The sequence below is a fragment of the Kribbella sp. NPDC004138 genome, assembly GCF_053603655.1.
Genome location: NZ_JBSGFZ010000027.1, coordinates 119915 through 145316, shown reverse-complemented (window position 1 = coordinate 145316; position 25402 = coordinate 119915). Strand labels below are relative to the sequence as shown.

Genomic DNA, 25402 nt, shown 5'->3' with positions numbered 1-25402 from the left:
GACATACGGTTCGGGGTGTGCGGGAGATCAGGACGCCGGCTGAGCTGCAGCTGGTGCAGCGGGAGTTCCAGGTCCTCGGGCAGCTCCCACTGTGCGCCGTCCTCGGAGCGCGCGAGGTGCCGTCGGCCGGAGGCCTTCTCGATCAGCCGGGCCGCAGCCTCGAAGGCATGATCGGTCGCCTGCCTGGTGAGTACGCCGTACAGCTCGGCGCGGAAGTCGAGCGTGGCCTGCAGCCGCCGCGGCGCCTCGCCCGCCCCGGCCTGCTCGATCAGGCGGAGCACGGTCGCCGGCGACAGCAGACCGACGTACGAGTTCCAGACCAGGAAGGCCTCGTACGACGTCAGCCACTCGGTCCGGGCGGCGCCATGGGTGGTCCACTCGGACCGGGTGTTGACGAAGTCGAGCACCGGATGCGCGCCGACCGGCCTGGGCAGGACGACGCCCTGCACAAGCTCGAGGTGGGACGGCAGCGCACTCATCGGGTCAACGGGCCGGCTGCGAGGGCTGCGTGGTCGGCTGCTGGTTGGTCGTGGTCGGCACCGGGATGCTGACGTTGCCGTTCTGCGGGATGACCATGAACTGGATCTTGCCGGACTCGATCGCGGACTTCAGCAGGTAGCCGTTCGCCCCGAGCAGCTTGACCTGCTGCTGGACCGACTGCAGTTCGACGTTGACCTGCTGGTTCTTCTGCTCCTGCGTCGCCTTGGCCAGCTCGGCCCGCTGCTTGGCCTCCAGGCCGTCGATGATGCCCTTGTCCAGCGGCATCGGCTTCTGCACCGTGAACGACAGCTCACCGCAGTCGTTGTTGCCGTTGTACCCCGGGCCGCAGAAGTAGTCGCCGCCGACCGCGGCCGGGAGCAGCCGGGTGAACTCCTTGGCCGCCGCGGACTGGAACGCCGACTTCATCTTCTCGTTGTTGTAGAGCTCCGCCCAGCCGTAGTTGGTCGCGACCGCGGACAGCGCCCGGTCGATCTGCGGGCGGAAGTAGCTCTGCAGCATGTCGTTCCAGCCCTGCTCCTCGTACGCCTCGGTCTTCAGGCCGATCCGCTCGTGGAACGACTTCAGCACGTCCTTGTCGCGGTTGAGCGTGAAGTAGACCTGGACACGGACGCCCAGGCGGACGTTGTCCTTGCTGACCACGGTGACCTCGTCGGCCGCGTCGGTGTCCGCGCCGTCGCCGCCGATGATGTACGAGCGCTGGTCGATCGGGTACGTGTACAGGGTGTCGCCCGGACCGATCATCTTGTTCGTCGAGCCCGGCGGGACGACCGACTTGAACTTCTTGTCCTCGATCACGCCGCCGCCGTAGTGCAGGCCGATCCGGTTCGCGTCGGTGTTGGCGAAGTTGAAGATGTTGAACAGCGCGATGACCACGATCACGGCGAGGATCAGGAATCCGATCACCTTGACCTTGCCGCTGCCGCCCGGTTTGGGCTTGATCGCCGCAGCAGCGTTCCCCAGCTTTGCCATCAGTCGTCCAGCTCCTTGTGTTCTTTCACCAGTCGCCGGACATCGGCGAGGGTCAGGTCGGCGGTGACCGCGACATCCCGCGGCACCGACGGATGCGAGCTGAGCGTACGCAGGCCCTGCTCCGCAGCCGCGACCGCCCGCTCCAGCGCCCTGACCTCGTGCATCAGCGCCCGGTGCTCGGCGTTCAGCTCGGCCAGTGCCTGCTCCGCGTTCACGGCCCGGCGGTACGACGCCCACGCAACCCAGGCGGTTCCGATCAACAGCACGATCGCCGGCAGTCCGAGTCTGATCATGTCCTGATTGTGGTTCATCCCTGGGCGAAAAACGGTTGAAGGGCGAACCGCGTGGCAGTAGGTTCGCAGTACACGCGAAGGGAGGTGGTCCAACGCATGAATTGCTATCGGACTCGTGAGGTGGCGGCGGGCTAACCGCCAACCACAAGTTAGTGGGCATGTGGTCGGCCAATCCAACGCCGCCACCGGGCCCGCGGGCAGTCAGGTCAGTCCGCCTGACCCAGAGTTCGGCCACCCGGTCGTGTCCCTGGAAGCGCTCGCGGGCTTCTTTCTGTCCGGACCGCTACTCAGGGGCCGGGCAGTCCAGCCCGAGCGCCTGGCCGATCTCGAACAGTTGCGCCTCGAAGTACGCCGCCGCGTCGGGCAGCACCCAGTGCAGCTGGCCGAAGATCTCCATGCAGATCAGGCCGTACAGCCGCGTCCAGTAGGTCAGCGACAGGTAGATCGCGCCGGCCGGCATCCCGCCGAAGTGCTCCGACTCCCGGGTGAGCTGCGCGACCAGCTCGGACCCGAGCACCTCGTCGGGCGGATACGGGAACGGCTTCCAGTGCCAGATCTGCGCCACCAGTTCCTTGAACACCGAGCCGAAACGCATCGCCGCCTGATGCCCGGGGGTCTCCTCGTGGTCCTCCGCGTCCGGGCTCGGCACCGCCGTCCCGAACAGCAGCGCGAACTCGGCCGGGTGCGCCAGGCCCCAGTCCCGCAGGCCGTTGGCGAGCAGGTACAGCCGGGCGCCGAGATCCACTTCGCCGTCCGTGGACTGCAGGTCCATCAGCGCCGCGGTCAGCTCGTCGTACAGCTCGGCGATCAGGGCGCTGATCAAGGCCTCGTGACTCGGGAAGTACCGGTACAGCGCCGGCGGCGTGAGGCCGAGCTCACGGGCCACGGCCCGCAGACCGACCGCCGCCGTACCGCCGGACACCAGTAGCCGGCGGGCCGCCGCCTTGATCTCCGCCACCGTCGCCGCGCGTCGCCGATCCCGGCTGTCCACCGTAAGAACTCTCCTTGACATCACCGTAGGGGACGAGCATAGAGTGAACACCGTTAACAGTTAACGCTGTTCACTCAAGCTCCTGCCGCTCAATCTACGCCCTGGGGGACAGTTCCGTGTTCGAGACGCTCGGCCATTTCGCCTACCGGCGGCGCCGTCTGGTGCTCGCGCTGACCGGCCTGTTCGTCGTCCTCGGCCTCGCCTGGGGAACCGGCGTGTTCGGCTCGCTGGCCAACGGCGGGTTCGACGCGCCGGACACCGAGGCCGCGAACGCCGTGAAGACCATCGAGCAGAACGTCGGCCGCACCGGCACCGACGTGGTCGTGCTCTACCGCAGCCCGTCGTCGACCGTGGCCGATCCCGCGTTCCGGCAAGCGGTCGAGCAGCACTTGTCCGGTCTGCCGGCCGCCGACGTGACCGAGGTCGCCACGTACTGGGGCACCAAGTCACCGGTCTTCGTCTCCAAGGACCAGCACAGCACGTACGCCGTGCTCACGCTGGCCGGCGCGACGCCGGAGGAGCGGCTCGAGACGTTCCACCGGATCGCCTCGCAGGTCCGGACGGGTCCCACCGGGCTGGAGACGAAGGTCGGCGGCGAGGTCGCGGTCTTCGACGAGGTCAACACGCAGACCGAGCACGACATCGTGAAGGCCGAGTCGATCTCGACGCCGATCGTGCTGGTGCTGCTGGTGGTCGTGTTCGGCGGCCTGGTCGCCGCCGCATTGCCGCTGTTCGTCGGCGCGCTCGCGATCCTCGGCGCGTTCGTGCTGCTGCGCGGCCTGTCCGCGATCACCGATGTGTCGATCTTCTCGATCAACATCGTCACGATGATCGGTCTCGGGCTGGCCATCGACTACGCGTTGTTCATCGTCACCCGGTTCCGCGAGGAGCTTGCTCGCGGCAACGATGTGGAGACGGCGCTGACCGCGACGATGGCGACCGCCGGGCGGACGGTGGCGTTCTCCGGCGTGACGGTCGGCGTGGCGATCAGCAGCCTGGTGCTGTTCCCGGTGATGTTCCTGAAGTCGATGGCGTACGGCGGCGCGGCCGCGGTGGCGATCGCGATGCTCGCGGCCCTGACCGCGTTGCCGGCGTTGCTCGCGGTCCTCGGCCACCGGGTCAACAACCTGCGGATCTTCAAGACCCGTCGCGCGGCCGCCGAGCACGGCGCCTGGTACCGGCTGGCGCACAGCGTGATGCGGCGGCCGGTGCGCTACGTGCTGATCCTCGTGCCGGTGCTTCTGGTGCTGGGTATTCCGTTCCTGAGCGCACAGCTCGGCGGCGTGGACCACCGGTCGTTGCCGGCCGGCGCCACCTCGCGAACGGTGACCGAGACGCTGCAGCGCGACTTCCCGGGAGCCGGCGGTTCGGACATCTACGCGGCGGTGCGGTTCTCCGCCGCGCCGACCGATCCCGCGGCGGCGCTGGCGCCGTACATCGCGTCGTTGCAGCAGGTGCGGGACGTGGAGAATGTACGGCTGGGTGGTTACAGAGACGGGGTCGCGTCGGTTGTCGTGCACACGCACTACACCGCGCAGGAGCTACCGGCGCGGGACGTCGTGCACGCGGTAAGGGCGGTGCCGGCGCCTGTTGACACTGAGGTCGAGGTGGGCGGAGAGACGGCCGCCGTCATCGATCTGCTCGATGTGCTGAAGGAACGCGCGCCGTACATGGCCGGCTTCATCGTGCTGGTGACGTTCGCGCTGCTGTTCGTTGCCTTCGGCTCGTTCGTGCTGCCGGCGAAGGCGCTGCTGATGAACGTGCTGTCGCTGTCCGCGGCGTTCGGCGCGATGGTGTGGATCTTCCAGGACGGGCATCTGTCCGGGCTGCTCGACTTCACGCCGGCCGGGTTCCTGGACGCGACCAACCCGGTGCTGCTGTTCGCGGTCCTGTTCGGGTTGTCGATGGACTACGAGGTGTTCCTGCTCAGCCGGATCCGGGAGGAGTACGACCGGACCGGCGACAACACCCAGGCGGTCGCGCTCGGGCTGCAGCGGACCGGCGGGATCATCACCAGCGCGGCGTTGCTGCTGATCATCGTGGTGGCCGCGTTCTCCACCTCGGGCATCGTGTTCGTGAAGATGATCGGCGTCGGGCTGGTGATCGCGATCGCGCTGGACGCGACCATCGTGCGGGCGCTGCTGGTGCCGGCGACGATGCGGCTGCTCGGCCGGGCGAACTGGTGGGCGCCGCGGCCGTTCGCGCAGTGGTGGTCGCGGCACGGTTTCCGCGAGGAACCTCAGGGCTGGAGTCTGAGCAGCTCCCAGGAGGACGAGCTGGTCCGGCGGTAGGCGAGGCGATCGTGCAGCCGGCCGGTGCGGCCCTGCCAGAACTCGAACGCCTCCGGGGCGACCAGGTAGCCGCCCCAGAAGTAGGGCGTGGAGATCTCGGTGCCCTCCGGCCACTGCCGCTCGTACGACGCGTACTGCAGGTCGAGCTCCTCGCGAGACTCCACCGGCTGGCTCTGCTGGGACGCCCACGCGCCGAGCTGTGACTCGCGCGGGCGGCTCGCGAAGTACTCGTCGACCTCGTCACCGGGCAGCTTGGAGACGGTGCCCTCGATCCGGACCTGCCGCTCCATCGCGTGCCACGGGAACACCAGGGCGCAGTGCGGATTCGCGGCCAGGTCGTCGGCCTTACGGGACTGCTGGTTGGTGAAAAAGACGAACCCGCGCTCGTCGACGCGCTTCAGCAGTACGGTCCGCGCCGAGGGACGTCCGTCCGTGTCGGCCGTCGCGAGCACCATCGCGTTCGGCTCTGCGAGGCCGACCGCCCTGGCCTGCTCCAGCCAGGTCTGGAACTGCACGACCGGGTCGGCAGCGACCTGACTCTCGAGCAGCTCGCCGAGTCCGTACGTCTCCCGCATCTCCGCAAGGTCCACAACCACGAGCCTACTGACGGCCGCGCTGGATTCGCCGATAGGCCCTCCACAACCTGCTGCGTCTGACCGCGCGCACCAGCGGGCCGCGACGACGCGGGCCGGGCGGCTTGGGCGTGGCTGCTGGAGCTTTCGTGGGTGCGTTCGGTATGTGCCGGTTCACCTCGGCCACGTGCTGGTCGAAAGCGGCGCGCCAGAGCGCCTGACGGAGCGTCGCCTCGCCTGCAGCCGAACTGGCCCCGGCGACGGACGCGGCCCACAGCGTGCCGAGCGACTCGAATCCTTCGACGTCGCGGAGCAACTGCTCGATCAGGTCGCGGTCAGCTGCGTCGGCGAGGCAACGGACCTTCGCCGGGCGCCTGCGCGTGCTCACCGTCGGACTCGGTGTGAAGAACGGTACGTCGGTCCACGCGGGCACCAGCCGCCGGACGAGCTCGCGATGCAAGGCGTTCTCAAGGCGTTGCGCGGGGTCGAGCGCGAAGGCCGACCGGACGAACGAAGGGATCAGGAGCGGCGAGACGACGCCGGTGCGCTCCCCCGTCGTACCCCAGCGGCGCAGGCGCTCGACGACGTAGAAGTAGTCGAGCATCGTCGCGTTTTCGATGCCGCCGTGGACCGCGGCCCGCAGGACCCGGTCGACCTGCTCGGCAACGGCTGAGCGTGCGTCGCCCGCAGGTCCCGCGGCCGGCACCAGCCGAGCTTGCAGATGGTTGCTGAAGGCATGCAGCTTGGGCTGCAGCGGTAGCGCGTCGAGCTGCAGGACGTCGCGCGGGTAGAAGTGGCCGTGCGCCACCTCTCCGCCTGCGCCGCCGATCGCGAGATGAGTGACGCCGGCGAGCGATGCCGGCGGCGTGTGGAAGAGGTAGCTGGCCGGCCGCAGCCCCTCGGCGTACCGATGCCAGCGCAGCGCTCGGTCGACCATCTCGAGCGACGGTGGCGCGGCGATCGGCTTGGCCGGCACAGGCTTGCCCGGTGTCTTCCGGCTCACGACGTGCTCGATCGGCTGCGGCAGCAACTCGACCAGGGACTCCGCGACGTCCAGTTCGCCGGGGACCGCGTCGTAGCTGTTCAGCTTCAGGTCGACGCCCGCTGCCAAGAACGCGCCCGCGACCACCCTCGAGTCACGGCCGCCGCTCAGGTCGACTGTCGGCCTGCCCGGCCACAGCCGGCCGACCGATCGCGCCACGTCCTGCAGGGCGGCCGCCGTCTCTTCCGCGGTGTCCGCGTTGTCCGTCGACCAGACACTGGTGGTCTCGATCCGGCTGACGGTGCGCTGCTGACGGTGGCCGTCGGCAACGATGTGTGTTGCGCCGGGAACGGTCAGCACCCCGTCGTACGGCGTGCTGTCGTCCATGAACCAGCCGCAGGCCGCGGCAAAGGTCCAGCCCCTGGACGCTGCCGCGGCGGGCACGCCCGCGAAGAGCAAGGCTGCGGCGGGCCGATTGCTCCAGACCCATCCGTCGCGCAGCCGCAACTGGAACAGCCGTCCGACGCCGACCGAGTCGGTGAACAGGTCGAGGCGTTCCGCAGCGGGATCCAGGACGGCCATCGTGAACGGCGGCGCCAGGTCGAGAAAGCGTGCCGGAGTACGCCGTACCGCCTTCGCGAGGTGCGCCGGGGCGTCGTACGGCTCGATGTCGCCGATCAGCCGTTGATAGCCGAGCGGCGCGTGCACACTGGCCACGCGGATGTCACCGGTGTCGTGCCACGACGGCCAGAGGCAGGAGCCGTCGTGGCGGTCCCACATGTGCAGTCCGACCGTGAGGCCGTCGTACCCCTGGTGTTTGGCCTCGTTCCGCCAGAGGGCGCCGTAGTACGCCTCCACGCGCGCACGACCGGCAGCGGCCCGCGCCGCGCTGTCGCTCGCGAAGGTGTAGGCGATCAGCGTTTCCATGCAGAGCCAGATGCGGGCTCCGCCGGGAAAGTTACCGCGGTGGTTGCTGCTGGCCCGGGTGTTGTGGCGGCTGATACGGCTGCTGGCCCGGGTAGCCGCCCCACTGCTGCGTGGGGTAGGTCGACTGGTAGCCGGAGGAGTCCTGGAGCCCCGGTGGCTTCGGAAGCCTGGCCAGCTTGGCCTCCTGGCTCCAGCGCCGGATGCCGACCAGCAACAGCGGTATGCCGAGCAGGATGACCGAGCCGTCGAACAGCAGGTACGACGAGCCGAACCGCGACCCCGGGAACTGGAAGAGCTTCACCAGGTCGAACGACTGCCGCACCGGCAGCAGCATGACGGCCAGCCCGACCACGGTCAGCAGCAGCCCCGATCCGGTGGTCACGCCGGCGCCGATCGCCGGCGCCATCATCAGCAGTGCCGAGCACGACCGCGATGACGACCAGCAGCGCGAGCCAGGGCAGCATCTCGCCCAGGTTGTCGCGGAACAGTTGCAGACGCACCGTCAGCCGGGTGGTGGCATAGGACGCCGTACCCACGGCGACGTAGGTAGCGATGACGCCGATCACGAGCCCGAGGGCGGGGAGGGGCTTGGTCATGCCTCGAGACTAGACCTCGGTGCGGTCCACCCCGGGAACCTCCGAACCGGTCACAAATCTGTCCGCACGCCGTCACCGAGAACTATGCTGCCTGAGCGCCCAGGGTGCGCGGGCTCTCCTGGTGGGCCTGTGTCCCGACACGAGGACGAGGGAGTCGCATGTCTGATCCGAGGACCGAGGTGCAGCACGGGCTGGAGGGTGTGGTCGCGTTCGACACGCAGATCGCCGAGCCGGACAAGGAAGGTTCGGCGCTCCGCTACCGCGGCGTGGACATCGAGGACCTGGTCGGCCGGGTGCCGTTCGAGAACGTCTGGGGCCTGCTCGTCGACGGCGCGTTCACGCCGGGTCTGCCGCCGGCCGAGCCTTTCCCGCTGCCGGTGCACACCGGCGACGTTCGGGTCGACGTCCAGTCCGCACTGGCGATGCTGGCACCCGCCTGGGGGCTGCGGCCGCTGTACGACATCGACGACGTCCAGGCCCGCGAGGACCTGTCCCGCGCGGCCGTGATGGCACTGTCGTACGTCGCGCAGGCGGCGCGCGGCATCGGGCAGCCGATGGTGCCGCAACGCGAGGTGGACAAGGCGACCACGATCACCGAGCGGTTCATGATCCGCTGGCGCGGCGAGCCGGACCCGAAGCACGTGCGGGCGGTCGACGCGTACTGGACGTCCGCGGCCGAGCACGGCATGAACGCATCGACGTTCACCGCGCGGGTGATCGCCTCGACCGGGGCGGACGTCGCCGCGGCGCTGTCCGGTGCGGTCGGTGCGATGTCCGGGCCGCTGCACGGCGGCGCGCCGGCGCGGGTGCTGACGATGATCGAAGGCGTGGAGCGCAGCGGCGACGCCCGCGCGTACGTGAAGGGTCTGCTGGACGCGGGCGAGCGGCTGATGGGCTTCGGGCACCGCGTGTACCGCGCCGAGGACCCGCGCGCCCGGGTGCTCCGCCGTACGGCGCGTGAGCTGGCGGCGCCGCGCTACGAGGTGGCCGAGGCGCTGGAGCAGGCCGCGCTGGCCGAGCTGCGCGAGCGGCGTCCGGACCGGGTGCTGGAGACCAACGTGGAGTTCTGGGCGGCGATCGTCCTGGACTTCGCGGAGGTGCCGCCGCCGATGTTCACGTCGATGTTCACCTGCGCGCGGACCGCGGGCTGGAGCGCGCACGTGCTGGAGCAGAAGCGCACCGGCCGGCTGATCCGCCCGTCGGCGATCTACTCGGGCCCGGCGACGCGTCCGGCCGACTCGGTCGAGGGCTGGAACCCATCCTGGGCCTAGCGGTCCTGGCTCGGGGTGCGGCCGGTGCGCTGCTTGTACTGGCGACTGAAGTAGGGAACGTCTGTGTAGCCGAGGGCGGCGGCCGTTTCGGTGACGGTCATGCCACTCTCGGTGAGCAACTGGTGTGCGCGGTCGATCCGCGCCTGGATCAGGTACTGCGCGGGTGACATCCCGAGCTGCGTGACGAAACGACGCGTGAACTGGGCCCTGCTGAGCGAGGCGCGGCGCGCCATCTCCGCAACGGTCCAGTCCCGGCCCGGGTCCTGCCGCAGCTGCCTCGCGATGTCGTCGACCGGGGCGTCGGTCGCGCTGCGGCCCGGGTGGTGGACGGCGTCCCGGACCAGCGCGACCAGTTGCTCCAGGCACAGTTCGGCCTGGTGCCGGCCCAGTGCGTCCGCCCGGCGGTACGATGCGTCGCTGGTCCGGGCGAGGATGCCGAGGAACTCGCGGTCCTTCACCTCGCCCCAGCGAGGCTCGGGTGCCACGCCTGCGCTGACGCCGGGATCGGGGCCGACGTCGAAGTGCATGCCGAAGACGAGCAGCCGCCGGTGCGGGTCGTGCGTTGCCCGCGGCGCGTCACCCGGCTCGAAGACCGCGCACACGCCCGGGCGCAGCTCGCGCCGCCGGCCGGCGAGTTCGAGCTCGCCACGCCCGTCCAGCACACACCAGAGCAGGTGGTCGGACAGCGGGCGCGACGTCCAGGACCAGCTCGCCTCACAGCGCCAGAAGGTCGGCGCCGTCATCCGCTCGATCCGCAGCCGATGCGACAAAAGTTCAACTCCTCGCGTGGATCGTCCGTGGCCTTGTGTCACGCCTCGGCAGGAAAATTGGAGTCGACGGAATCCTAGGACAGCTTCGCGGGAGTCGTGCATGAGCGTTTCATACAACATCGCCGAGGTGCACCGGGCGGAGTTCGAGCGGACCGGGTACACGCTGGTGCGGGGACTGTTCTCCCCCGCCGAGGCCGAGCGGCTGCGGGACCACTACATGGACGTCCGGCAGCACGGGCCGCGGGCGCACGACTTCGCGGGTCACACGTCCACCGACCGGGACCCGCTCAAGCGGTACCCGCGGATGGCGCAGATGCACCGCTGGGACGACGAGTCGCTGCGGTGGATGATCGACCCGCGCATCGACGAGGTGATGACGACGCTGCTCGGCAGGTCGCCGTACGCCGTGCAGACGATGATCTACTTCAAGCCGCCGGGCTCGCGCGGGCAGGCGCTGCACCAGGACAACTTCTACCTGAAGGCCGATCCCGGGACCTGCGTCGCGGCCTGGATGGCGCTCGACCGGGTCGACGAGGCGAACGGCTGCCTGGAGGTCGTCCCCGGGTCGCACCGGTGGCCGATCCTGTGCACGGAGAAGGCCGACACCACGGTCAGCTTCACCGATGTCACCGTCCCGCTGCCGCCGGCCGAGGCCGCCGTACCGGTGGTGATGGAGCCGGGCGATGTGCTGTTCTTCCACGGCGCGCTGGTCCACGGCAGCAACCCGAACACGACGACCGACCGGTTCCGGCGCGCGCTCATCGGTCACTACATCGAGGGCGAGGCCGAGCGCGTCGCGCAGTACTACCACCCGGCGCTGCGGATGGACGGCACCGAACTGACGCTCGAGGTGGCCGAGGGCGGCGGCGCCTGCGGCGAGTGGACCGACACCCCCGACGGCCCCGTCGCCCTCCTCACCGGCACCCAGACCATCGACCGCAAGCACGAGTAGCCCGCCGCCCGTCCCTTGGGCCCGTCTTTGTGCATCGGATCCGTACGGCGGGGCGCCCGGCGCGCGGATCCGATGCACAAAGTGGACCTTGGCGGGGCGGGCTGGGGGCGGTGTGCGAAGATGGGGTGCGCTGACAGCGTCGTCGGCCTACTAGTTGGCAGACGACGAAGGGAACGCGCTGGTGACCAGCGAGATTCAGATTCCTGCAGAGCTCAAGCCCGCCGACGGCCGCTTCGGCGCCGGTCCGTCGAAGGTGCGTCCGGAAGCCGTCGCCGCGCTGGCGACCGAGGGCGCGAAGCTGCTCGGCACCTCCCACCGGCAGGCGCCGGTGAAGAACCTGGTGAAGCGCGTCCAGGAGGGCGTCGCCGAGCTCTTCCAGCTGCCCGACGGGTACCAGGTGGTGCTCGGCAACGGCGGCTCGACCGCGTTCTGGGACGTCGCGACCTTCGGGCTGATCCGGGAGAAGAGCCAGCACCTGAGCTTCGGCGAGTTCTCCTCGAAGTTCGCCAAGGCCGCTCAGCTGGCACCGCACCTGGCCGACCCGACGATCGTGAAGGCGGAGCCCGGCAGCCGCTCGGTCGCGGTGGCCGAGGCCGGAGTCGACCTGTACGCGTGGCCGCACAACGAGACCTCCACCGGCGTGATGGCCCCGGTCAAGCGGCCCGCGGGCGCCGACGAGGGCGCGCTGGTCGCGATCGACGCCACCTCGGGCGCGGCCGGCCTGCCGGTCGACCTCAACGAGGCCGACGTCTACTACTTCGCACCGCAGAAGGGCTTCGCGTCCGACGGCGGCCTGTGGATCGCGCTGATGAGCCCGACGGCGCTCGCGCGCGTCGAGGAGATCGCCGCGTCCGGCCGCTGGATCCCGGCGTTCCTGGACCTGGCGACCGCGGTCGACAACTCCAGCAAGAACCAGACCTACAACACCCCGTCGCTGGCCACGCTGTTCCTGATGGCGGAGCAGACCGACTGGATCAACAGCCAGGGCGGTCTGGAGTGGAGCGTCGCCCGGACGACGGACTCCAGCAACCGGCTGTACACGTGGGCCGAGAAGTCGGAGTACGCCACGCCGTACGTCACCGACCCCGACGCCCGCTCGCTCGTGGTCGGCACCATCGACCTCGACGACGCAATCGACGCCACCGCGGTCGCGAAGACGCTGCGCGCGAACGGCATCGTCGACACCGAGCCGTACCGCAAGCTCGGCCGCAACCAGCTCCGCGTCGCGATGTTCCCCGCCGTGGACCCAGACGACGTCGAGAAGCTGACCCAGGCCATCGACTACGTGGTCGAGAACCTCAAGTAACCGCACTGCCCTTCACAGCCGCCGCTCCCCGTCCGGGGGGCGGCGGTTGTTCGTTGGCGTCAGGAGTGTTGCCGGCGGCGGGAAGTGGAAGACGTCTGGCCCGTCAGGCGGGCGTTCTCGGCCTGGCGGTCCTGGCGCTCGCGGCGGCCGGGCGGGAACGTGACGACGGTGATGATCAGCGCGAAGAGCGCGGCGCCGACGATGATCCAGCGGAAGTTGTTGCTCTTGCCCGAGCTTGAGCTGTTGCTCTCGGTCGCGCTGCCGGGCTTCGGGGTGGCGCCGGCCGCGGGCGGCTTGGAGGCGGCGGCCTTCGCGGGGACCTGGACCTGGTAGACGGCCGAGTTCGGGCCTTCGCTGCCGACCAGGACGGTCTCGTCGGTGGGGCCGACCGCGACCGTCTCCCCCTGCCCCAGCGGCGCGGTGCCGCGGGCGATGGCGTTCGGGGTCTCGCCCCAGGCCACGGTCGTGACGTCGGCGTACGTCCGCAGTACGACGCGTTGGCCGTCCGGCATGAACGTGCCGTCGGTGATCACGCCCGACGGCGCCGCGGCGAGCTTGGTCAGGTCGTTCGTGCCCTCACGGGACGGGGCAGGCGGTGCCGCGTAGATCGCTCCGGTGCCTTTCAGCGCCTTCGTCACGATGTACAGCTGGCTGGTGCCCGGCTCGATCAGCAGGGTCTCGGCGTCGTGGGCGCCGTCCGGGTACTTGAAGTCGTACCGGTGGTACTTGACGTTCGACTCGTCCTCGAGCGTCTCGGGCTCGGGGATCGTGTAGATCTCGATCTGGTCCCGGTTCGCCTTGTTGTCCCCGATGTCCGCGATGTAGATCGTGCCGTCCCGGTCCACGCCGAGCGCCTCGACGTCGACCACCTTCGCGCCGAACCGGAGCACGGCCTTCACCTTGCCCGCGGTGTCGACGGCGAAGACCCGCCCGGTGTCACCCGAGTCGTTCACGGTCCAGTAGACGCCGGGGTGCTTGACGCTCTTCGCCAGTCCCGACGACTCCTGGATCCGGCTGTCCCGGATCGTGAACAGCTTCTTCGGCGCCGGTGTCGTCGGGCCCGCGTCCGAGCTCGCGCTCGCTGTCGATGTGGGCAGCGCCACACCCGCAAGGGTGCAGAGCGTCGCCGCCAGCAGCGCGAACGCAGTGCGGAGCTGCCTCACGACACCACCTCGGCGCCGGGCTTCGCCGGCTGTTCCGATGGTGGGAGGAGCAGTTCGGCCAGGCGGGGTGTGACGTGCCACTCGGTCACCATCGCCTGGTACTCGGCGCGCAGATCGGCGGTCGGCTTGGCGCCGGTCCGCGCAGCGCGGAGCAGCAGATTGCGCGGCGTGTGCTGACTGTCCACGAACTGCACGACCTCCACCCGGTAACCGACCTGTCGCAGCACCGCCGCCCGCAGGGAATCCGTCAGGACGTCGGCGAACCGCTCACGAACGATGCCATATCTCGTCATCAGCGCATAAGGCGCCGGTGGTGTGACGCTCTTGAGCTGCTTTTGGATGTCGTGATGGCAACACGGAGCTGCCAGCACCAGCGAAGCCTCCCAGCCGACGGCCCGCGCGAGCGCGTCGTCGGTCGCGGTGTCGCAGGCGTGCAGCGCCAGCACGACGTCCGGCCGGACGTCCAGCTCCGCGCCCTCGATCGTCGCGTCGAGGAACCGCAGGTGCTCCTGCCAGCCGAGCGCCTCGACCACCCGGGTGTTCCGTTTCCGGGCCGCCGGGTTGTGGTCGATACCGGTCATCCGGACGTCGTGCCCGGCGGCGATGAGCAGGTGGTACGCCGCCAGGGTGAGGTACGCGTTCCCGCAGCCGAGGTCGACCACCTGCAGCGGCCTGTTCTTCGCGATCCGCCCGGCCGAAACCGCCTCGTCGAGCGCGGGTGCGAGCAGCTTGCAGAACTCCTCGATCTGCTTGTACTTCGCCTGCCGCGACGGCTTCACCCGGCCCTGGTGGTCGCTGATCCCGAGCTCGATCAGGAACGGCGCGGCTGGGTCGAGCACCCGGCGCTTGACCCGGTCGTGGCTGGTCGCCTGCTCCCGGCGGTCCTCCTGCCGGTGCAGCAGCTCCTTGCCCTTCTTGGTGTAGCGCAGCCGCAGCGTCTCAGTCGTCGTCTCGACGTGCCACGACCCGTACGGCAGGTCGAGCAGCTCGTCGACCGCTTTGTCCAGCTCGGCCTCAGGCACGTTCCGCGTGTGGGCCTGGCGCTCGTCGAACTCGGTGATCTGCAGGTGCCGCTGCCCCTTCAGATCGACGTACCGCACCTCGACCCGGAGGTACGCCGGCGCGTCCAGCCCTCGCCGCCGCCCCGAGGCCAGCGCGCGCACCAGACCGCTCCGATCGAGCAGGGCGGCGCGGATCACCCCCGGCGCTCCGGACTCCTCCGGCCGCGCCGGCTCGTCCGACCGCACCTCTGGCTGCATCGCGCCATTGTCGCCGACCACTCGGGTCGATCACAAAAGGGTCTCCTACCGACTGCCTACTCCGGGTGACCGAAATACGGATGCCGTGCCGTCGGCGCAGGGTGAGACTGGGTCGATGGTGACGACGCCTCGCACGATCATCGACTCGGTGGTTCGGTCGGTCTGTGGCCGTGACGTCGAGTGTCTTGTGCCTCTCTCCGGCGGAGGGATGAACGAGACCTACCGCGCCGACCTGGCCGGCGATGTCCGGGTGGTTGTCCGGATCGCGCGCCAGAGTACGCCGTGGTTCATCGACGAGGCGCACTTGATGGGGCAGGCGCGCGCTGCGGGCGTTCCGACCGCAGAAGTGCTCGGCCTCGAGCATCTGGACCACGACGGCGGGCTGCTGTCCTTCTCGATCCAGGTGTACCTGCCTGGCCGCTCCCTGGACGAGCTCATGGGCGCGCTGCCCGCGGCTGATGTAGAGCGCCTGACTGTGGACGCTGGTGAGATTCTGGCGCGAGTACACAGCGTCATGCCGGACGCCGAGCGCGGCCTCCAGCACGACCTGCGGCTACCCGAGGAGACCGCCGTCACCCGGATCCTGCGGATCGTCACCGAGACCCTCGATTCGTCGGCAGCGCAGGTTGTCGAACGTGGCGCCGACTTCCTGCGCCAGGTCGTGACGACCACTCCATCGCCTGCCGTCTCACTTGCCCAGGGCGACTTCCTGCCCAAGAACCTCCTGATCCACGAGGGCATCCTCAGCGGCGTCATCGACTGGGAATTCGCCGGCCCCGCCTCCCCTGCCTTCGACCTGGCCCGCTGGGAGGTCTCCGCCGGCGCCCCTCTCCACGACCGCCCAGATCTCCTCCGCCGCGGCTACGCCCGCATCACTGCCCCAGCCAACCCCACCCTGACCGCAGCCTTCGCCATCGACTGGACCCTAGAACTCCTCGCCTGGAAAAACCCCGCCACCCCAGCGCAGTTCCAGCGCTGCGTAGACGTAATCACCCGCCACCTCTCGCCCTAGACGACGCCCCGGCCTGCCGAACAGCACGCAACGCCCAGACACACCACTCCGGACGGCGCGCCCCCCGCGCAAGGCCACGCCAACCAGCCACCGGTCAGGCGAGCAGTTTCTGCAGCTCCGGGAGACGGCTGAACAGGTCAGGGAGACCACGCACACCGTTGCGCACGGACTCGTGGGACAGCGCCAACTCCGGACCGGTGGTCGCCTCGACGCCGGCGAGGCAGCGCAGGAGGTTCCACCTCATGTGTCCCAACCAGCCGCCGATCATGTACGCGAACCAGCTCGGCCCCGGCGGCGGCAGCACCCCGCCCCCTGCGACGTACCCATCGAGCACCGCGCGGAAGACCTCGGGCTCGACGCCGTCAAATCCACGGCCCTTCGAGAGGCTGAGCGCGGTCGAGCCGAGCTCACCGGACAGATCGAGCATCCCCGACAGCTCCCAGTCGAGCACCACCGGCCGTCCGTCGCGAGCAAGCAGGTTCCACGGCTGAATATCCCTGTGGGTCAACACAACAGGACCAGGACGTTCGCACTCGTCGACGAACTGGGCAATCGCAACAAACGTCTCGACACGAGAGGCAAGCTCATCCGCCCACGGCTGCCCGCTCGCCACCGCCCGCTCGGCAAGCTCCGGCCAGTCCCGCGGCGTCGGCTCGTCAACCGCCTCTCGAGTCCACTCGACGTCGAGCGAATGGATGCGCGCGAGAATCTCCCCAACCTCGAACGCAAAAGCCACCGCCACCGGCTCTTCAGGCACCTTCTCACCCTCGACCCACCGGTGCACGAGCAGCTCACTGCCGGCCCAGATCGGCTCAGGCATCGGGACACCAGCAGCAAACGCCGCCCGCTCGAACCTGAACACGTCCTCGACGCGATAAACCCAGCGCCGATCGACCCGATTCAACTCCTTCACCGCAAACGACCCTTGGTCGGTCTCGAGCCGATACATCCGATTGGCAAACCCGCCATGCACACGAACCATCGGCCCCCGCGGCACACCAAGAAACGAAAGGCCTGAGAGCACACCGTCGTCCGCAGTCATCCCACGCAATCTAAGCCCCGCACCTCGCCAACGCACCGCAATTACCCGCACAACAAACCCCACGCAGACAATCCCCGGCGCCCCTCCCCCCAACAAACAAGGCGCAAACGCACAGGTCGCCCGCACAGGTCGCACGCCCAGGCCGCATGCCGGCCCCGCCCGTCCAGTCGTACGGCGACGTCGCCGGTCCAGTCGGACACCGCCGTCGCCCGCGCAGGTCGGGCGTGCAGTCGCCTGCACGAGTCGCACGTGCGCGTCGGCCGCCCGCGTCGTACGTGCGGGTCGCACGCCGACCTCGCCCACGCAGGTCGGGCGCGCAGTCGCCCGCACGAGTCGTCCGCACGAGTCGCACGTCCGCGTCGCCCGCCAGCGTCGTACGCGCAGGTCGCCCGCCCGCGTCGCACGCCGACGTCGCCCGTTGTCAGTCGTATACCGACGTGACCCGCTCGGGTCGTACGCGCACGTCGTACGCCAGGTCGCACGCCCGCGTCGCACGCCGACGTCGCCCGCATAGGTCGGGCGCGCAGGTCGCCCGCACGAGTTGCACGTCCGCGTCGGCCGCCCGCGTCGCACGTGCGGGTCGCCCGCCCGCGTCGCACGCCGACGTCGAACGCGCAGGCCCCACGCCCGGGTCGCCCGCGCCCGTCGTACGCACAGGTCGCTCCCCCGCGCCGCACGCCGACGTTGTACGCCGACGTCATCCGCGCAGGTCTGGCGCGCGGGTCGCCCGCGTCGCACGCCGACGTCGCCTGTCCACGTCGTACGCCGACGTCGACCGCGCGCAGGTCGGAGGCGCAGGTCGGAGGCGCAGGTCGGAGGCGCAGGTCGGAGGCGCAGGTCGGAGGCGCAAGCTCTCCCGTGGCCGGCCTCGGCTCAAGCGTGGCTGACGAGGTGCCGGATGGGGGGTGCGCTTGCTGGGCAGGTTTGGGGCAGTGTGGGGCGGGTGGGCGGTGGTGGATGGTCTTCAGGGGCGTGGCTCGCGGCCGTGGTAGGCCTCTGGTCGCGTTAGGTTTTGGGGTGTGACCACGGACGCCGTCGTGCCTCATCCGCTGGGGGCGCTAGGGGTCGGGCCGCGGCGGCCGGTTCTGACTGGTGTGGTGTTTCTGGGGACGCTGGGGTGCGGCGTTGGCCAGCTCGTTCATCGGCCGTTGTATGACCAGGTGGTTCGGGACGCGGCGCGGATCGACGACGGTGAGTGGTATCGGCTGGTGAGCGGCATGTTCTTCCAGGACGGCTGGACGGCCGGTCTGGTCGTCAATCTGGTTTGGCTGGCGGTGGTGGGTGCGGCTGCCGAGCGGGTGTTCGGGCGGGGCCGTTGGTTGGTGCTGTACTTCGGCTGCGGCTTGTTTGGTCACTTCGTGAGTTACGTGTGGCTGAACCCGGGTCGGCGCGGGCAACTCGATGTGTAGTGCTGGTCTGCTCGGTGCGCTGGCGGTGGTGGTGATGGTTGCGTCCTGCCGGTAAGGCGTCGAGTTCCCGAAGAATTTGCGGATGTCGGCGTTCGTGGCGCCGATGCTGGCCGTGATCGGCACCAGAACCGGAAGGGTCGCCAGCGGTTAGCCGAGGCGGCGTAGGGCTGTTTCGATGGCCAGCTCGACCCGGGACGTCATGCCGGGCACGTCGACGGGGCGGCGCCCGGCGACCTGACCGCGGATCCACTTCGAGCCGCTGGCGTCGTAGTGCAGCAGGGCGTACAGGTCCCACCACGGATCGAGAGTCGCCCCGGCGATCGACTCGTACAGCGACCGGAGCTGCTCCGACCACTCGGGCGAGTAGAGCGCCGCCAGGTATCGCCGGCAGTGCCCGACGTCGATCGCGCGCGATCCCCGATGGATGGAGTTCCAGTCGGTCAGGCCGGTGATTCTTCCGCGTGACCACAGCATGTTGACCGGCAGGAGATCGCAGTGCAGAAAGACGGCGGGGTCCTTTGGCGGTGGTGCCGCCATGGCACCGAATGCCGACTTCCACACCGCCGGCTTCTGTGCGTCGACCGGCACCTGAAAGCCGTCCCGAGGAGCGATCCAGGAATCTGTCCATGGTCTGAACGTCTTTGCGGGGAGATCGAGGGAATGCAGCAGTACGGCGATCTCCGCGATCCTCGTCAGCCACGACCGAGGCTCTGCTGGATTCAGGTGAACATGTCCCGGCAGCCGTGTCATCAGCAACGATGGCGCGCCGCCCGTCGAAGCACCGGCAACGTCGCTGGCCAGGATGCTTGGAACCGGGAGCCCGCTTCCGGCCACCACACCAAGGTTGGCGATCTCCTTCTTCAGGGCTTCCTGCAGGTCAAGGCCGGCCGGGTACTGACGCAGTACGACGAACGTTCGCGTTCCACGTCGCTCGACAGTCACTCGATTCACGGCGGAGCAGACGCCACCGGTCAATCGGCGATAGCCGACGACGCGGCTGCCTCGGCCCATCGACGCCCCAACCCAGGCGAGGGTCTCCGCCGAGGGACGACGTTGTCTGAAACCGCCATCTCTCCAGTCGCCGTCGGTCATGAGCGCGACCATATTCGTCGCGGCTCTGCGGCGACAGGGGTTTTCCAACCCGCCGCAGACAGCACGCCATGCGGCACCTGCAGTCGGCCAAGGACCGGGGGCGCGAGGCGGAGTCCTTCGCGATGCTCCCGCCGATGGCACTGCTTCGCCCGGGCGGTCGCGTCGCAGGACAGAGGACCCGGCGCCGAGGGCGCCCGGACACAGTCGACACTCACGGCACGTCCGGCGGTGCGTGATGTCGGTGAAGGGCGGGAGCGCTGGGTGGCGGTCCTTCGCGACGGTTTTGCGGACGGCAGTTGCTTCGTTGGGGCGATTGGGCGCCAGGACAGGGCTCGTGCCGCCGCAGGCGGTCGGAAGGCAGTTTGCCGCCGGTATGCGAGTGGTCGGCGCAGGATGCGACCGTGAGGCGGCGTCCTCGCGGCGGTCCCGCGGACAGGAGTTGCCTCGCCGGGGCAGTCGCACGGCAGGACGGGGCGCCGAAGGCCGCCGGAAACACAGCCGCCGCCCCACGGCACGTCCAGCGGCACGTGTTGTCGGCGAAGGATGGGACCAGACGGCATCCTTTCGCGGAGGTCCTGCGGACGGCAATTGCTTCGTTGGGGTGGACGGGGCGTGCGCCGAGGGCGGTTGGGTGGCGGTCATGGGGTGGGTGTGGGGGTGGCTGGGTCTGGGTCTTCGTCGAGGAGGCCCAGGTTTCTCAGGCGGGTGATGATGCCGCCTTCCTGGCGGCCGAGGGCTTCGCTGAGATCGTCGATGGGGGCGCCGTTGTTGTGCATCTCGATCAGGGTTTGCTCGTCTTCGGGGGACCACGGGCGGAAGGCGTTGGGGTGGGTTCTGCGGGCTTTCTGGATCTTGCGGGTCATCGAGTGCGGGTTGACGGGCTCCAGGGAGCGGATGCGGGCCTGACGGTGGCGACCGACCTCCTCGCCCTTGAGCCAGAAGATCACCGCGCCATCGGTGAAGGTCATCAGGTCGGCGGGCACGTCGCAGTAGTCGGCGTCGTCGAACATCACTCGGATCATCGGGACATCTCTCTTTCCTCAAGCAGGCACGTCGGGGTTCGTGGTCGACAGAGAAGATGCCGTGATCGCGCCCGGTCCGGCGGGGCGATTTGCGAGCTGTGGACAACTGGACTGCAGAACTTCTTTGCAAAAACTCTTTGCAAAGAGTCTTTGCAATCCTATGCTCTGAGTCATGAGCGACGAGAACCAGAGCGTGGAGCCGGCCCGCACCGTCCAGCTGGATCGGCACCTCGTGCGCGCGCTGGCGCACCCGATGCGGAATCGGATCCTCGGTCTGCTCCGCGTGTACGGGCCGCAGACCGCCACGACCCTGGCCGGGCGGCTCGGGGTGAACACGGGCGCGACCAGCTACCACCTCCGGCAGCTCGCCGACGCCGGGCTGGTGGTCGAGGACGACAGCCGCGGGAACGCGCGCGACCGCTGGTGGAAGTCGGCGCACCAGGGCACCGAGTTCAACGCGGCCGAGTTGCTGGACCAGGAGCCTGAGCTGGCGCTGGGCTTCCTGCACGGCGTCGGCCAGACGTACGCCGAGAACATCTTCGGCTTCATCGACGCGATGCAGACGATGCCCGAGGACTGGCGCGACGCCAGCATGCTCTCGGACTACTTCTTCCATCTGAGGCCCGACCAGCTGGCAACGATGATGCGCGAGGTCATGGCGGTCCTCGAGAAGTACAAGACGCCGGACCTCACCGCTCCGCTGCCGGAGGGCGCCGAGCAGGTCACCGTCCAGATCCAGGCGTTCCCGCGCGAGACGCGCCAGAAGCACACGGGGTGAGGCAATGATGGGCGAGAAGGGCAATCGAGCGCCGTTGGCTGCGTTCCTGGTGGCGAACGTCGTGTCGATCTGCGGGACCCGGGTCAGCGCGATCGCGATCCCCTGGTTCGTCCTGATCACCACAGGCTCGCCAGTGAAGACCGGTCTCGTGGCGATGGCCGAGATGGCGCCGCTGGTCGTGGTGAAGGCGATGGGCGGCCCGCTGATCGACAAGGTCGGCGCCCGCCGGGTCAGCGTCGCGGCAGACACCGCGAGTACGGCGGTGGTGACGCTGGTCCCCCTGCTCCACACGCTCGGCTTCCTACACTTCCCGACGCTGCTGGTGCTGGTCGCGATCGCCGGCGCGCTCCGCGGACCGGGCGATGCCGCCAAGGCCACGCTGATCCCCGACATCGCCAGAGCGGCCAAGGTCCCGTTGGAGCGGGTGACGGGCCTCGAGAGTACGACGGAACGCTTGGCGGGCTTCTTCGCGTACGCACTGGCCGGCGGCCTCATCACCCTGGTCGGAGCGGTCAACGCCTTGTGGATCGACGCGGCGTCGTTCGGCATCTGCGCCGTACTGATCACCCGCTGGGTCCCCAAGTCCGCCACGTCCGCGTCGAAGGAGCAGGGCTACGGCCGCCAGCTCCTGGAGGGCTGGACCTTCCTGCGTACCGACAGGCTCCTGCTGCCGCTGGTCGTCATGATCGCGGTGACCAACCTGCTCGACGCTGCGACCAGCACAGTACTGCTGCCCGTCTGGATCAAGGAGCACGGCTACGGTCCAGGTCACACCAGTCTGATCCTCACCTCGTTCGGAGCGACCGCAACGCTGTTCGCCCTGCTCGCATCGGCCATCGGTGACCGCATCCCGCGCAAACTGGTCTTCACGGTCGCGTTCCTGATCGCCGGAGCGCCGCGCTTCGTGGCGATGGCCACCGACGTACCGATCTGGTCCCTGATGGCGGTGTACGCCGTCGGCGGCATCGGCGCGGGCTTCATCAACCCCGTGCTCGGCGCGATCCAGATCGAGCGCATCCCCGGCCACCTGCTCGGACGGGTCAACTCGCTGTCCAACGCGGCCTGCTGGACCGGCGTACCGCTGGGCGGCGTGGTCGCCGGGGCTGCCGTCACGGCCATCGGTCTCGCTCCCGCCCTGCTCGCCGGGGGCGTGATCTACCTGATCGCGACGATGTCACCGGTGCTGATCGGCCGGCACGAGAAGTGGCGGGCTACACCGGGTCCGACGGATCCTCCGGGAACGGCGGCAGATCCAGATCGGGTGGCAGTCGGAGCGTCCTAGCCTTGGTGGCGTTGTCCAGGTCGCGCCGCATCCGCTCCCGCTCCGCCCGCAGCAGCCCGAGCATCACCAGGTCCAGCAGCATCCCGCCGGCCGCCGCGAACTGCGTGGCTGCGAACTGGAAGACCTGCGTCATCAGCAACGACACCAGCACCGCCAGCTCGAACAAGCGGACAGCGCGCGCCCGGTTCCGCTTCCGCAGCGCCAGAGCGCCACGTACGGTGAACGTTGCCGACAGCAAGCTCCCGACCGTCACGCCGAGCACCGGGAGGTTGTCGAGACCGTCACCCAGCACCGCAGCGATGACGAGCGCGGCGAAGAACTGGACCGCCAGTACGGCGACAGCGATCGGCGGCGCCTTCGGATGCGTGGCGAGCCGCTCGAACCCGCGCTGCAGCGCCCGCCAGGCGGCGTCCACCGGAGCAGCCAGCTCCACCTCGTCAGGTGGGCAAGCAGCCAGCAGCTCGGACGTCTGCCGGCGCCCTTCGACCTGCGCGGGGACCGCGCGGAGCAGCTCGGCAGCCTCGGCCCGGCGGCGCCGGGACAGACCGCCCGCGACCCCCTCGACGGCGTGGTCGATGACGTTGGCCAGCTCCTCCCGCGGGTCGATCGGCCGGCGGGTACTGAGGAAGCGGGTGCCGAGCACGATCAGCACGAACACGACGTACACGATCGCGGCGGTCGGCTGGTAGAAGTAGTTGTTGTCCGAGGTGACGAACTTCCCCACCTCGTCGATGAACAGCCCGAACCCGATCCCGCCGATCGTCGCCGCGGCCGGCCGCACCACCGGCCCGACGTACCCGAGCAGCAGCGAGATCGCGATCAGCATCAGCAGCCCGCCGGGCAGGACGTGGGCGATGTGCAGGCCCTTGCCGCCGATCTGCGGGTATCCGCTGAGGCTGAGGATCAGCCGGGTCACCAGCACCGTCGCCACCCCGGACACCACGAATGTGGTCAGGTGCTCCCCGGACCGCACGTTACGGACCAGCCCGGCCCGCATCAGGTACGACGAACGTTCACCGGCCGAGGGCGTCATGCGGCGACGTTATCGGACGAGGGCAGCCACCACGACGATGACGAACAGGGCGGCCAGTACGAGCGAGGTCACCAGTCGGCGCGTGCGGGGGTCCACGTGGTCAGGGTATGGGGAAGTTCCCGGCCGGAGTGCCGTGGGGGTCGACCCGCCGCCTGATCTCCTGCGGCGCGGCCGCCGCGACTCCGGTTCAGCGCAGGGTGACCAGCGGCTCCGGGCGGTGTACGCCGCGTGGTCGGTAGCCGAGGGCGTCGGAGTGGCCGAGGTAGTCGGACAGCAGCCAGATGATCGCGAGCCACATCTCGGTGCCCTGCAGGCCCGGGATCGCGCGGTCGTCGGTGCCGTCGGGGGCGAAGGCGAAGCCGGCGCCGTCGACCCAGCGCGGGAGGACCGCGCGCAGCTGCTCCTCGGCCCAGCGACGGCCGTCCTGTTCGCGGTACGCCGTCTGCTTGCGGGCCAGCCACAGCGGGTGGATGACGTCGAGAACGTTGCAGGCGTTGTAGTTGTCGCCGGTGAACATCCGTCGGTCGTTGCTGTGCGCAAGAACCGTGGCGACGGCCTGCTCCGGGTACGGCAGCGGGAGGCCGAACTGCGCGTAGGTGCCGCGGGTGAGGCGGTAGAACCCGTTCACGACCTGCAGCAGTCCGTCGTCGGGATGCGATGAGCCCCACGCGCCGGTCTCGGGATCGACGCGGGTGTGCAGCCAGCCCATCAGGAGCTCGAGTTCGCCGGGCTTCCCGTTGAACGCGAGCGCCGTACCGAGGCCGTCGATACCGGAGCCCGCGGACCAGGCCCTCCTTGCCCAGGGCAAGTTGTCGAGCTGGTCGAGGGTGAAGTCGGTGGTGATCGGGTGCTCGAAGCTGCTTCCGAGGACCTGGAGCGCGTAGCCCACACACAGGACGTGATAGCTCGCGGGGCCTTCCAGGACAGCGAGTTCGGCATCCGACGGCTTGCCCAGACCGTCGTCGGACAGGTCCCCTGGCGATACCAGTCCGGTCGCCGGATCCTGGCGCGCGCGGAGCCGCCGGACGAGGTCGTCGCGGGTGTGGCCGGCCGGCGTACGGCGTACCAGCAGGTCCGCGATCTCGACGGCGTCGCACCACGGGCGGATCTCGGGCTCCCGGTCGATGCCGGGCCGGTCGACGAACCGGACGCCGTCCCAGCACCGCGCGAGCACGTCGTCGACCTGCTCCCGGGCCTTGGCGGCGAACTCCTTCAGCAGGGTGGGCAGATCACCTGACATGGACGCTCCTGTCCGCGAGCGGAGGATTCGGGCGGGGTTCCCGGCCGCGACCGAGTTGGCCGGGATGTTCTTGGTGACGACCGCGCCGGCGCCGATGATCGTGTGCGGCCCGAGCGTGACGCCGTCCAGGATCGTGACGTTGGAGCCGATCCAGACGTCGTCGCCGATCGTGATGCCGACGGCGGTGTGCGGCTGCTTGAAGATCGGCTCGCCGGGCGCGGTGCCGTGGTTGAACGCGAGCAGCGACGTGTGCGCGCCGATCCGGACGCCGTCGCCGATCGTCACCTTGCCGCGGACCGCGGCGAACGGGTTGATCGTGGAGTCCGCGCCGAGCGCGATGTGGCCGGTGACGTAGGCATGCGCGGCGATGTACGACCGGTCCCCCATCCGCAGCTCGTCGCAGTACACCGCGGCCGACTCGGCGACGTACACATCGGCGGCGAGCTCGACCGACCCGCCGAGCCGCGCCTGCCGTTCGGCCTGCCGCTCACGCTCCGCGTCCGAGGCCTTCCGGGCGTACTCCCACGGCAGGAAATCCAGTCGCAACGGCTCGTTCGGCAGCATGGGAAAACGCTATCCAATTCTCGGGACACAGACCAGCCCTCAAACGCCGCTGCTAACCTCCGGTCTGACATGAACACTTTTCCGT

23 protein-coding genes are annotated in these 25402 nt (G+C 69.5%); 8 read left to right on the top strand and 15 right to left on the bottom strand.

Going from position 1 to position 25402, the window contains the following annotated elements:
- From ACWEOO_RS33220 to ACWEOO_RS33205, 4 genes are all read right to left on the bottom strand, one after another.
- On the bottom strand, positions 1-479 hold a 479-nt coding region (locus tag ACWEOO_RS33220), incomplete at its 3' end, for an ABATE domain-containing protein (RefSeq protein WP_452146398.1).
- Between the two features lie 4 nt (positions 480-483).
- Positions 484-1470 (bottom strand): SPFH domain-containing protein, encoded by a 987-nt coding sequence (locus ACWEOO_RS33215; RefSeq protein WP_452146397.1) that lies wholly within the window; start codon positions 1468-1470, stop codon positions 484-486.
- Positions 1470-1763, bottom strand: a complete 294-nt coding sequence (locus ACWEOO_RS33210; RefSeq protein WP_359927245.1) for a hypothetical protein — start codon at positions 1761-1763, stop codon at positions 1470-1472. The genes ACWEOO_RS33215 and ACWEOO_RS33210 overlap by 1 nt, the downstream gene beginning before the upstream one ends.
- Positions 1764-2046: 283 nt before the next feature.
- Positions 2047-2754, bottom strand: coding sequence for a TetR/AcrR family transcriptional regulator (locus ACWEOO_RS33205; RefSeq protein ID WP_355701122.1), 708 nt, complete (start codon positions 2752-2754; stop codon positions 2047-2049).
- A 116-nt stretch (positions 2755-2870) separates the two neighbouring features.
- Between ACWEOO_RS33205 and ACWEOO_RS33200 the strand changes: the two genes are divergently transcribed.
- A complete protein-coding gene (locus ACWEOO_RS33200; RefSeq protein WP_452146396.1) occupies positions 2871-5045 on the top strand; it encodes an MMPL family transporter in 2175 nt (724 codons plus the stop codon).
- Here ACWEOO_RS33200 and pdxH read toward each other — a convergent pair.
- From pdxH to ACWEOO_RS33185, 3 genes are read right to left on the bottom strand one after another with little or no spacing between them, the layout of a single operon-like run.
- A complete protein-coding gene (pdxH, locus tag ACWEOO_RS33195) occupies positions 4994-5635 on the bottom strand; it encodes a pyridoxamine 5'-phosphate oxidase (RefSeq protein WP_363717871.1) in 642 nt (213 codons plus the stop codon). The two genes, ACWEOO_RS33200 and pdxH, sit on opposite strands and share 52 nt — an antisense overlap.
- Before the next feature lie 10 nt (positions 5636-5645).
- A complete protein-coding gene (locus ACWEOO_RS33190) occupies positions 5646-7526 on the bottom strand; it encodes a hypothetical protein (protein ID WP_452146395.1) in 1881 nt (626 codons plus the stop codon).
- Positions 7527-7557: 31 nt separating this feature from the next.
- On the bottom strand, positions 7558-7935 hold the full coding sequence (locus ACWEOO_RS33185) for a hypothetical protein (RefSeq protein ID WP_452146394.1): 378 nt from the start codon (positions 7933-7935) through the stop codon (positions 7558-7560).
- A gap of 345 nt (positions 7936-8280) precedes the next feature.
- On the opposite strand from ACWEOO_RS33185, the gene ACWEOO_RS33180 reads away from it, so the two are divergent.
- Entirely contained in the window at positions 8281-9393 is a 1113-nt protein-coding gene (locus ACWEOO_RS33180; protein WP_355701117.1) for a citrate synthase 2, read from the top strand.
- Here ACWEOO_RS33180 and ACWEOO_RS33175 read toward each other — a convergent pair.
- Entirely contained in the window at positions 9390-10163 is a 774-nt protein-coding gene (locus ACWEOO_RS33175) for a helix-turn-helix domain-containing protein (protein WP_452146393.1), read from the bottom strand. The two genes, ACWEOO_RS33180 and ACWEOO_RS33175, sit on opposite strands and share 4 nt — an antisense overlap.
- Positions 10164-10263: 100 nt before the next feature.
- On the opposite strand from ACWEOO_RS33175, the gene ACWEOO_RS33170 reads away from it, so the two are divergent.
- Together ACWEOO_RS33170 and serC are read left to right on the top strand one after the other, a co-directional pair.
- Entirely contained in the window at positions 10264-11115 is an 852-nt protein-coding gene (locus ACWEOO_RS33170) for a phytanoyl-CoA dioxygenase family protein (RefSeq protein ID WP_452146392.1), read from the top strand.
- A gap of 181 nt (positions 11116-11296) precedes the next feature.
- Positions 11297-12421, top strand: coding sequence for a phosphoserine transaminase (gene serC, locus ACWEOO_RS33165; RefSeq protein ID WP_452146391.1), 1125 nt, complete (start codon positions 11297-11299; stop codon positions 12419-12421).
- A gap of 59 nt (positions 12422-12480) precedes the next feature.
- On the opposite strand, the gene ACWEOO_RS33160 is transcribed toward serC, so the two are convergent.
- Both ACWEOO_RS33160 and ACWEOO_RS33155 read right to left on the bottom strand, forming a co-directional pair.
- Complete coding sequence (locus ACWEOO_RS33160) at positions 12481-13584, bottom strand: hypothetical protein (RefSeq protein WP_452146390.1); 1104 nt, start codon at positions 13582-13584, stop codon at positions 12481-12483.
- A complete protein-coding gene (locus tag ACWEOO_RS33155) occupies positions 13581-14843 on the bottom strand; it encodes a class I SAM-dependent methyltransferase (protein ID WP_452146389.1) in 1263 nt (420 codons plus the stop codon). The genes ACWEOO_RS33160 and ACWEOO_RS33155 overlap by 4 nt, the downstream gene beginning before the upstream one ends.
- 115 nt (positions 14844-14958) lie before the next feature.
- Between ACWEOO_RS33155 and ACWEOO_RS33150 the strand changes: the two genes are divergently transcribed.
- A complete protein-coding gene (locus ACWEOO_RS33150) occupies positions 14959-15855 on the top strand; it encodes a phosphotransferase family protein (protein WP_452146388.1) in 897 nt (298 codons plus the stop codon).
- Positions 15856-15949: 94 nt separating this feature from the next.
- Here the strand turns inward: ACWEOO_RS33150 and ACWEOO_RS33145 are convergent, their stop codons facing one another.
- Positions 15950-16897: a phosphotransferase family protein gene (locus tag ACWEOO_RS33145; protein ID WP_452146387.1), complete on the bottom strand. Its 948-nt coding sequence runs from the start codon at positions 16895-16897 to the stop codon at positions 15950-15952.
- Positions 16898-17916: 1019 nt separating this feature from the next.
- Between ACWEOO_RS33145 and ACWEOO_RS33140 the strand changes: the two genes are divergently transcribed.
- Positions 17917-18306 (top strand): rhomboid family intramembrane serine protease, encoded by a 390-nt coding sequence (locus ACWEOO_RS33140; RefSeq protein WP_452146386.1) that lies wholly within the window; start codon positions 17917-17919, stop codon positions 18304-18306.
- 147 nt (positions 18307-18453) lie between these two features.
- On the opposite strand, the gene ACWEOO_RS33135 is transcribed toward ACWEOO_RS33140, so the two are convergent.
- Together ACWEOO_RS33135 and ACWEOO_RS33130 are read right to left on the bottom strand one after the other, a co-directional pair.
- Positions 18454-19398 carry a phosphotransferase family protein gene (locus ACWEOO_RS33135; protein ID WP_452146385.1) on the bottom strand — a complete coding sequence of 315 codons (945 nt, stop codon included), beginning with the start codon at positions 19396-19398 and terminating at the stop codon, positions 18454-18456.
- Positions 19399-20036: 638 nt separating this feature from the next.
- Complete coding sequence (locus tag ACWEOO_RS33130; RefSeq protein WP_359927275.1) at positions 20037-20408, bottom strand: hypothetical protein; 372 nt, start codon at positions 20406-20408, stop codon at positions 20037-20039.
- Positions 20409-20592: 184 nt separating this feature from the next.
- Here ACWEOO_RS33130 and ACWEOO_RS33125 point away from each other — a divergent pair, with 184 nt between their 5' ends.
- Complete coding sequence (locus tag ACWEOO_RS33125) at positions 20593-21198, top strand: helix-turn-helix domain-containing protein (protein WP_452146384.1); 606 nt, start codon at positions 20593-20595, stop codon at positions 21196-21198.
- A 4-nt stretch (positions 21199-21202) separates the two neighbouring features.
- On the top strand, positions 21203-22480 hold the full coding sequence (locus ACWEOO_RS33120; protein WP_452146383.1) for an MFS transporter: 1278 nt from the start codon (positions 21203-21205) through the stop codon (positions 22478-22480).
- On the opposite strand, the gene ACWEOO_RS33115 is transcribed toward ACWEOO_RS33120, so the two are convergent.
- The gene (locus ACWEOO_RS33115) at positions 22410-23513 is read right to left on the bottom strand and encodes a hypothetical protein (RefSeq protein WP_452146382.1); all 1104 of its coding nucleotides are present in this window, start codon (positions 23511-23513) and stop codon (positions 22410-22412) included. The genes ACWEOO_RS33120 and ACWEOO_RS33115 overlap by 71 nt on opposite strands.
- 187 nt (positions 23514-23700) lie before the next feature.
- A complete protein-coding gene (locus ACWEOO_RS33110; protein ID WP_452146381.1) occupies positions 23701-25317 on the bottom strand; it encodes an acyltransferase in 1617 nt (538 codons plus the stop codon).
- Between the last annotated feature and the right edge of the window lie 85 nt (positions 25318-25402).

Coding starts and splice junctions, on each gene's coding strand:
- ACWEOO_RS33215 (WP_452146397.1), bottom strand. CDS start 1,470: ATGGCAAAGCTGGGGAACGCTGCTGCGGCGATCAAGCCCAAACCGGGC.
- ACWEOO_RS33210 (WP_359927245.1), bottom strand. CDS start 1,763: ATGATCAGACTCGGACTGCCGGCGATCGTGCTGTTGATCGGAACCGCC.
- ACWEOO_RS33190 (WP_452146395.1), bottom strand. CDS start 7,526: ATGGAAACGCTGATCGCCTACACCTTCGCGAGCGACAGCGCGGCGCGG.
- ACWEOO_RS33185 (WP_452146394.1), bottom strand. CDS start 7,935: ATGATGGCGCCGGCGATCGGCGCCGGCGTGACCACCGGATCGGGGCTG.
- ACWEOO_RS33180 (WP_355701117.1), top strand. CDS start 8,281: ATGTCTGATCCGAGGACCGAGGTGCAGCACGGGCTGGAGGGTGTGGTC.
- ACWEOO_RS33170 (WP_452146392.1), top strand. CDS start 10,264: ATGAGCGTTTCATACAACATCGCCGAGGTGCACCGGGCGGAGTTCGAG.
- ACWEOO_RS33155 (WP_452146389.1), bottom strand. CDS start 14,843: ATGCAGCCAGAGGTGCGGTCGGACGAGCCGGCGCGGCCGGAGGAGTCC.
- ACWEOO_RS33150 (WP_452146388.1), top strand. CDS start 14,959: ATGGTGACGACGCCTCGCACGATCATCGACTCGGTGGTTCGGTCGGTC.
- ACWEOO_RS33145 (WP_452146387.1), bottom strand. CDS start 16,897: ATGACTGCGGACGACGGTGTGCTCTCAGGCCTTTCGTTTCTTGGTGTG.
- ACWEOO_RS33135 (WP_452146385.1), bottom strand. CDS start 19,398: ATGACCGACGGCGACTGGAGAGATGGCGGTTTCAGACAACGTCGTCCC.
- ACWEOO_RS33130 (WP_359927275.1), bottom strand. CDS start 20,408: ATGTTCGACGACGCCGACTACTGCGACGTGCCCGCCGACCTGATGACC.
- ACWEOO_RS33125 (WP_452146384.1), top strand. CDS start 20,593: ATGAGCGACGAGAACCAGAGCGTGGAGCCGGCCCGCACCGTCCAGCTG.
- ACWEOO_RS33120 (WP_452146383.1), top strand. CDS start 21,203: ATGATGGGCGAGAAGGGCAATCGAGCGCCGTTGGCTGCGTTCCTGGTG.
- ACWEOO_RS33115 (WP_452146382.1), bottom strand. CDS start 23,513: ATGACGCCCTCGGCCGGTGAACGTTCGTCGTACCTGATGCGGGCCGGG.
- ACWEOO_RS33110 (WP_452146381.1), bottom strand. CDS start 25,317: ATGCTGCCGAACGAGCCGTTGCGACTGGATTTCCTGCCGTGGGAGTAC.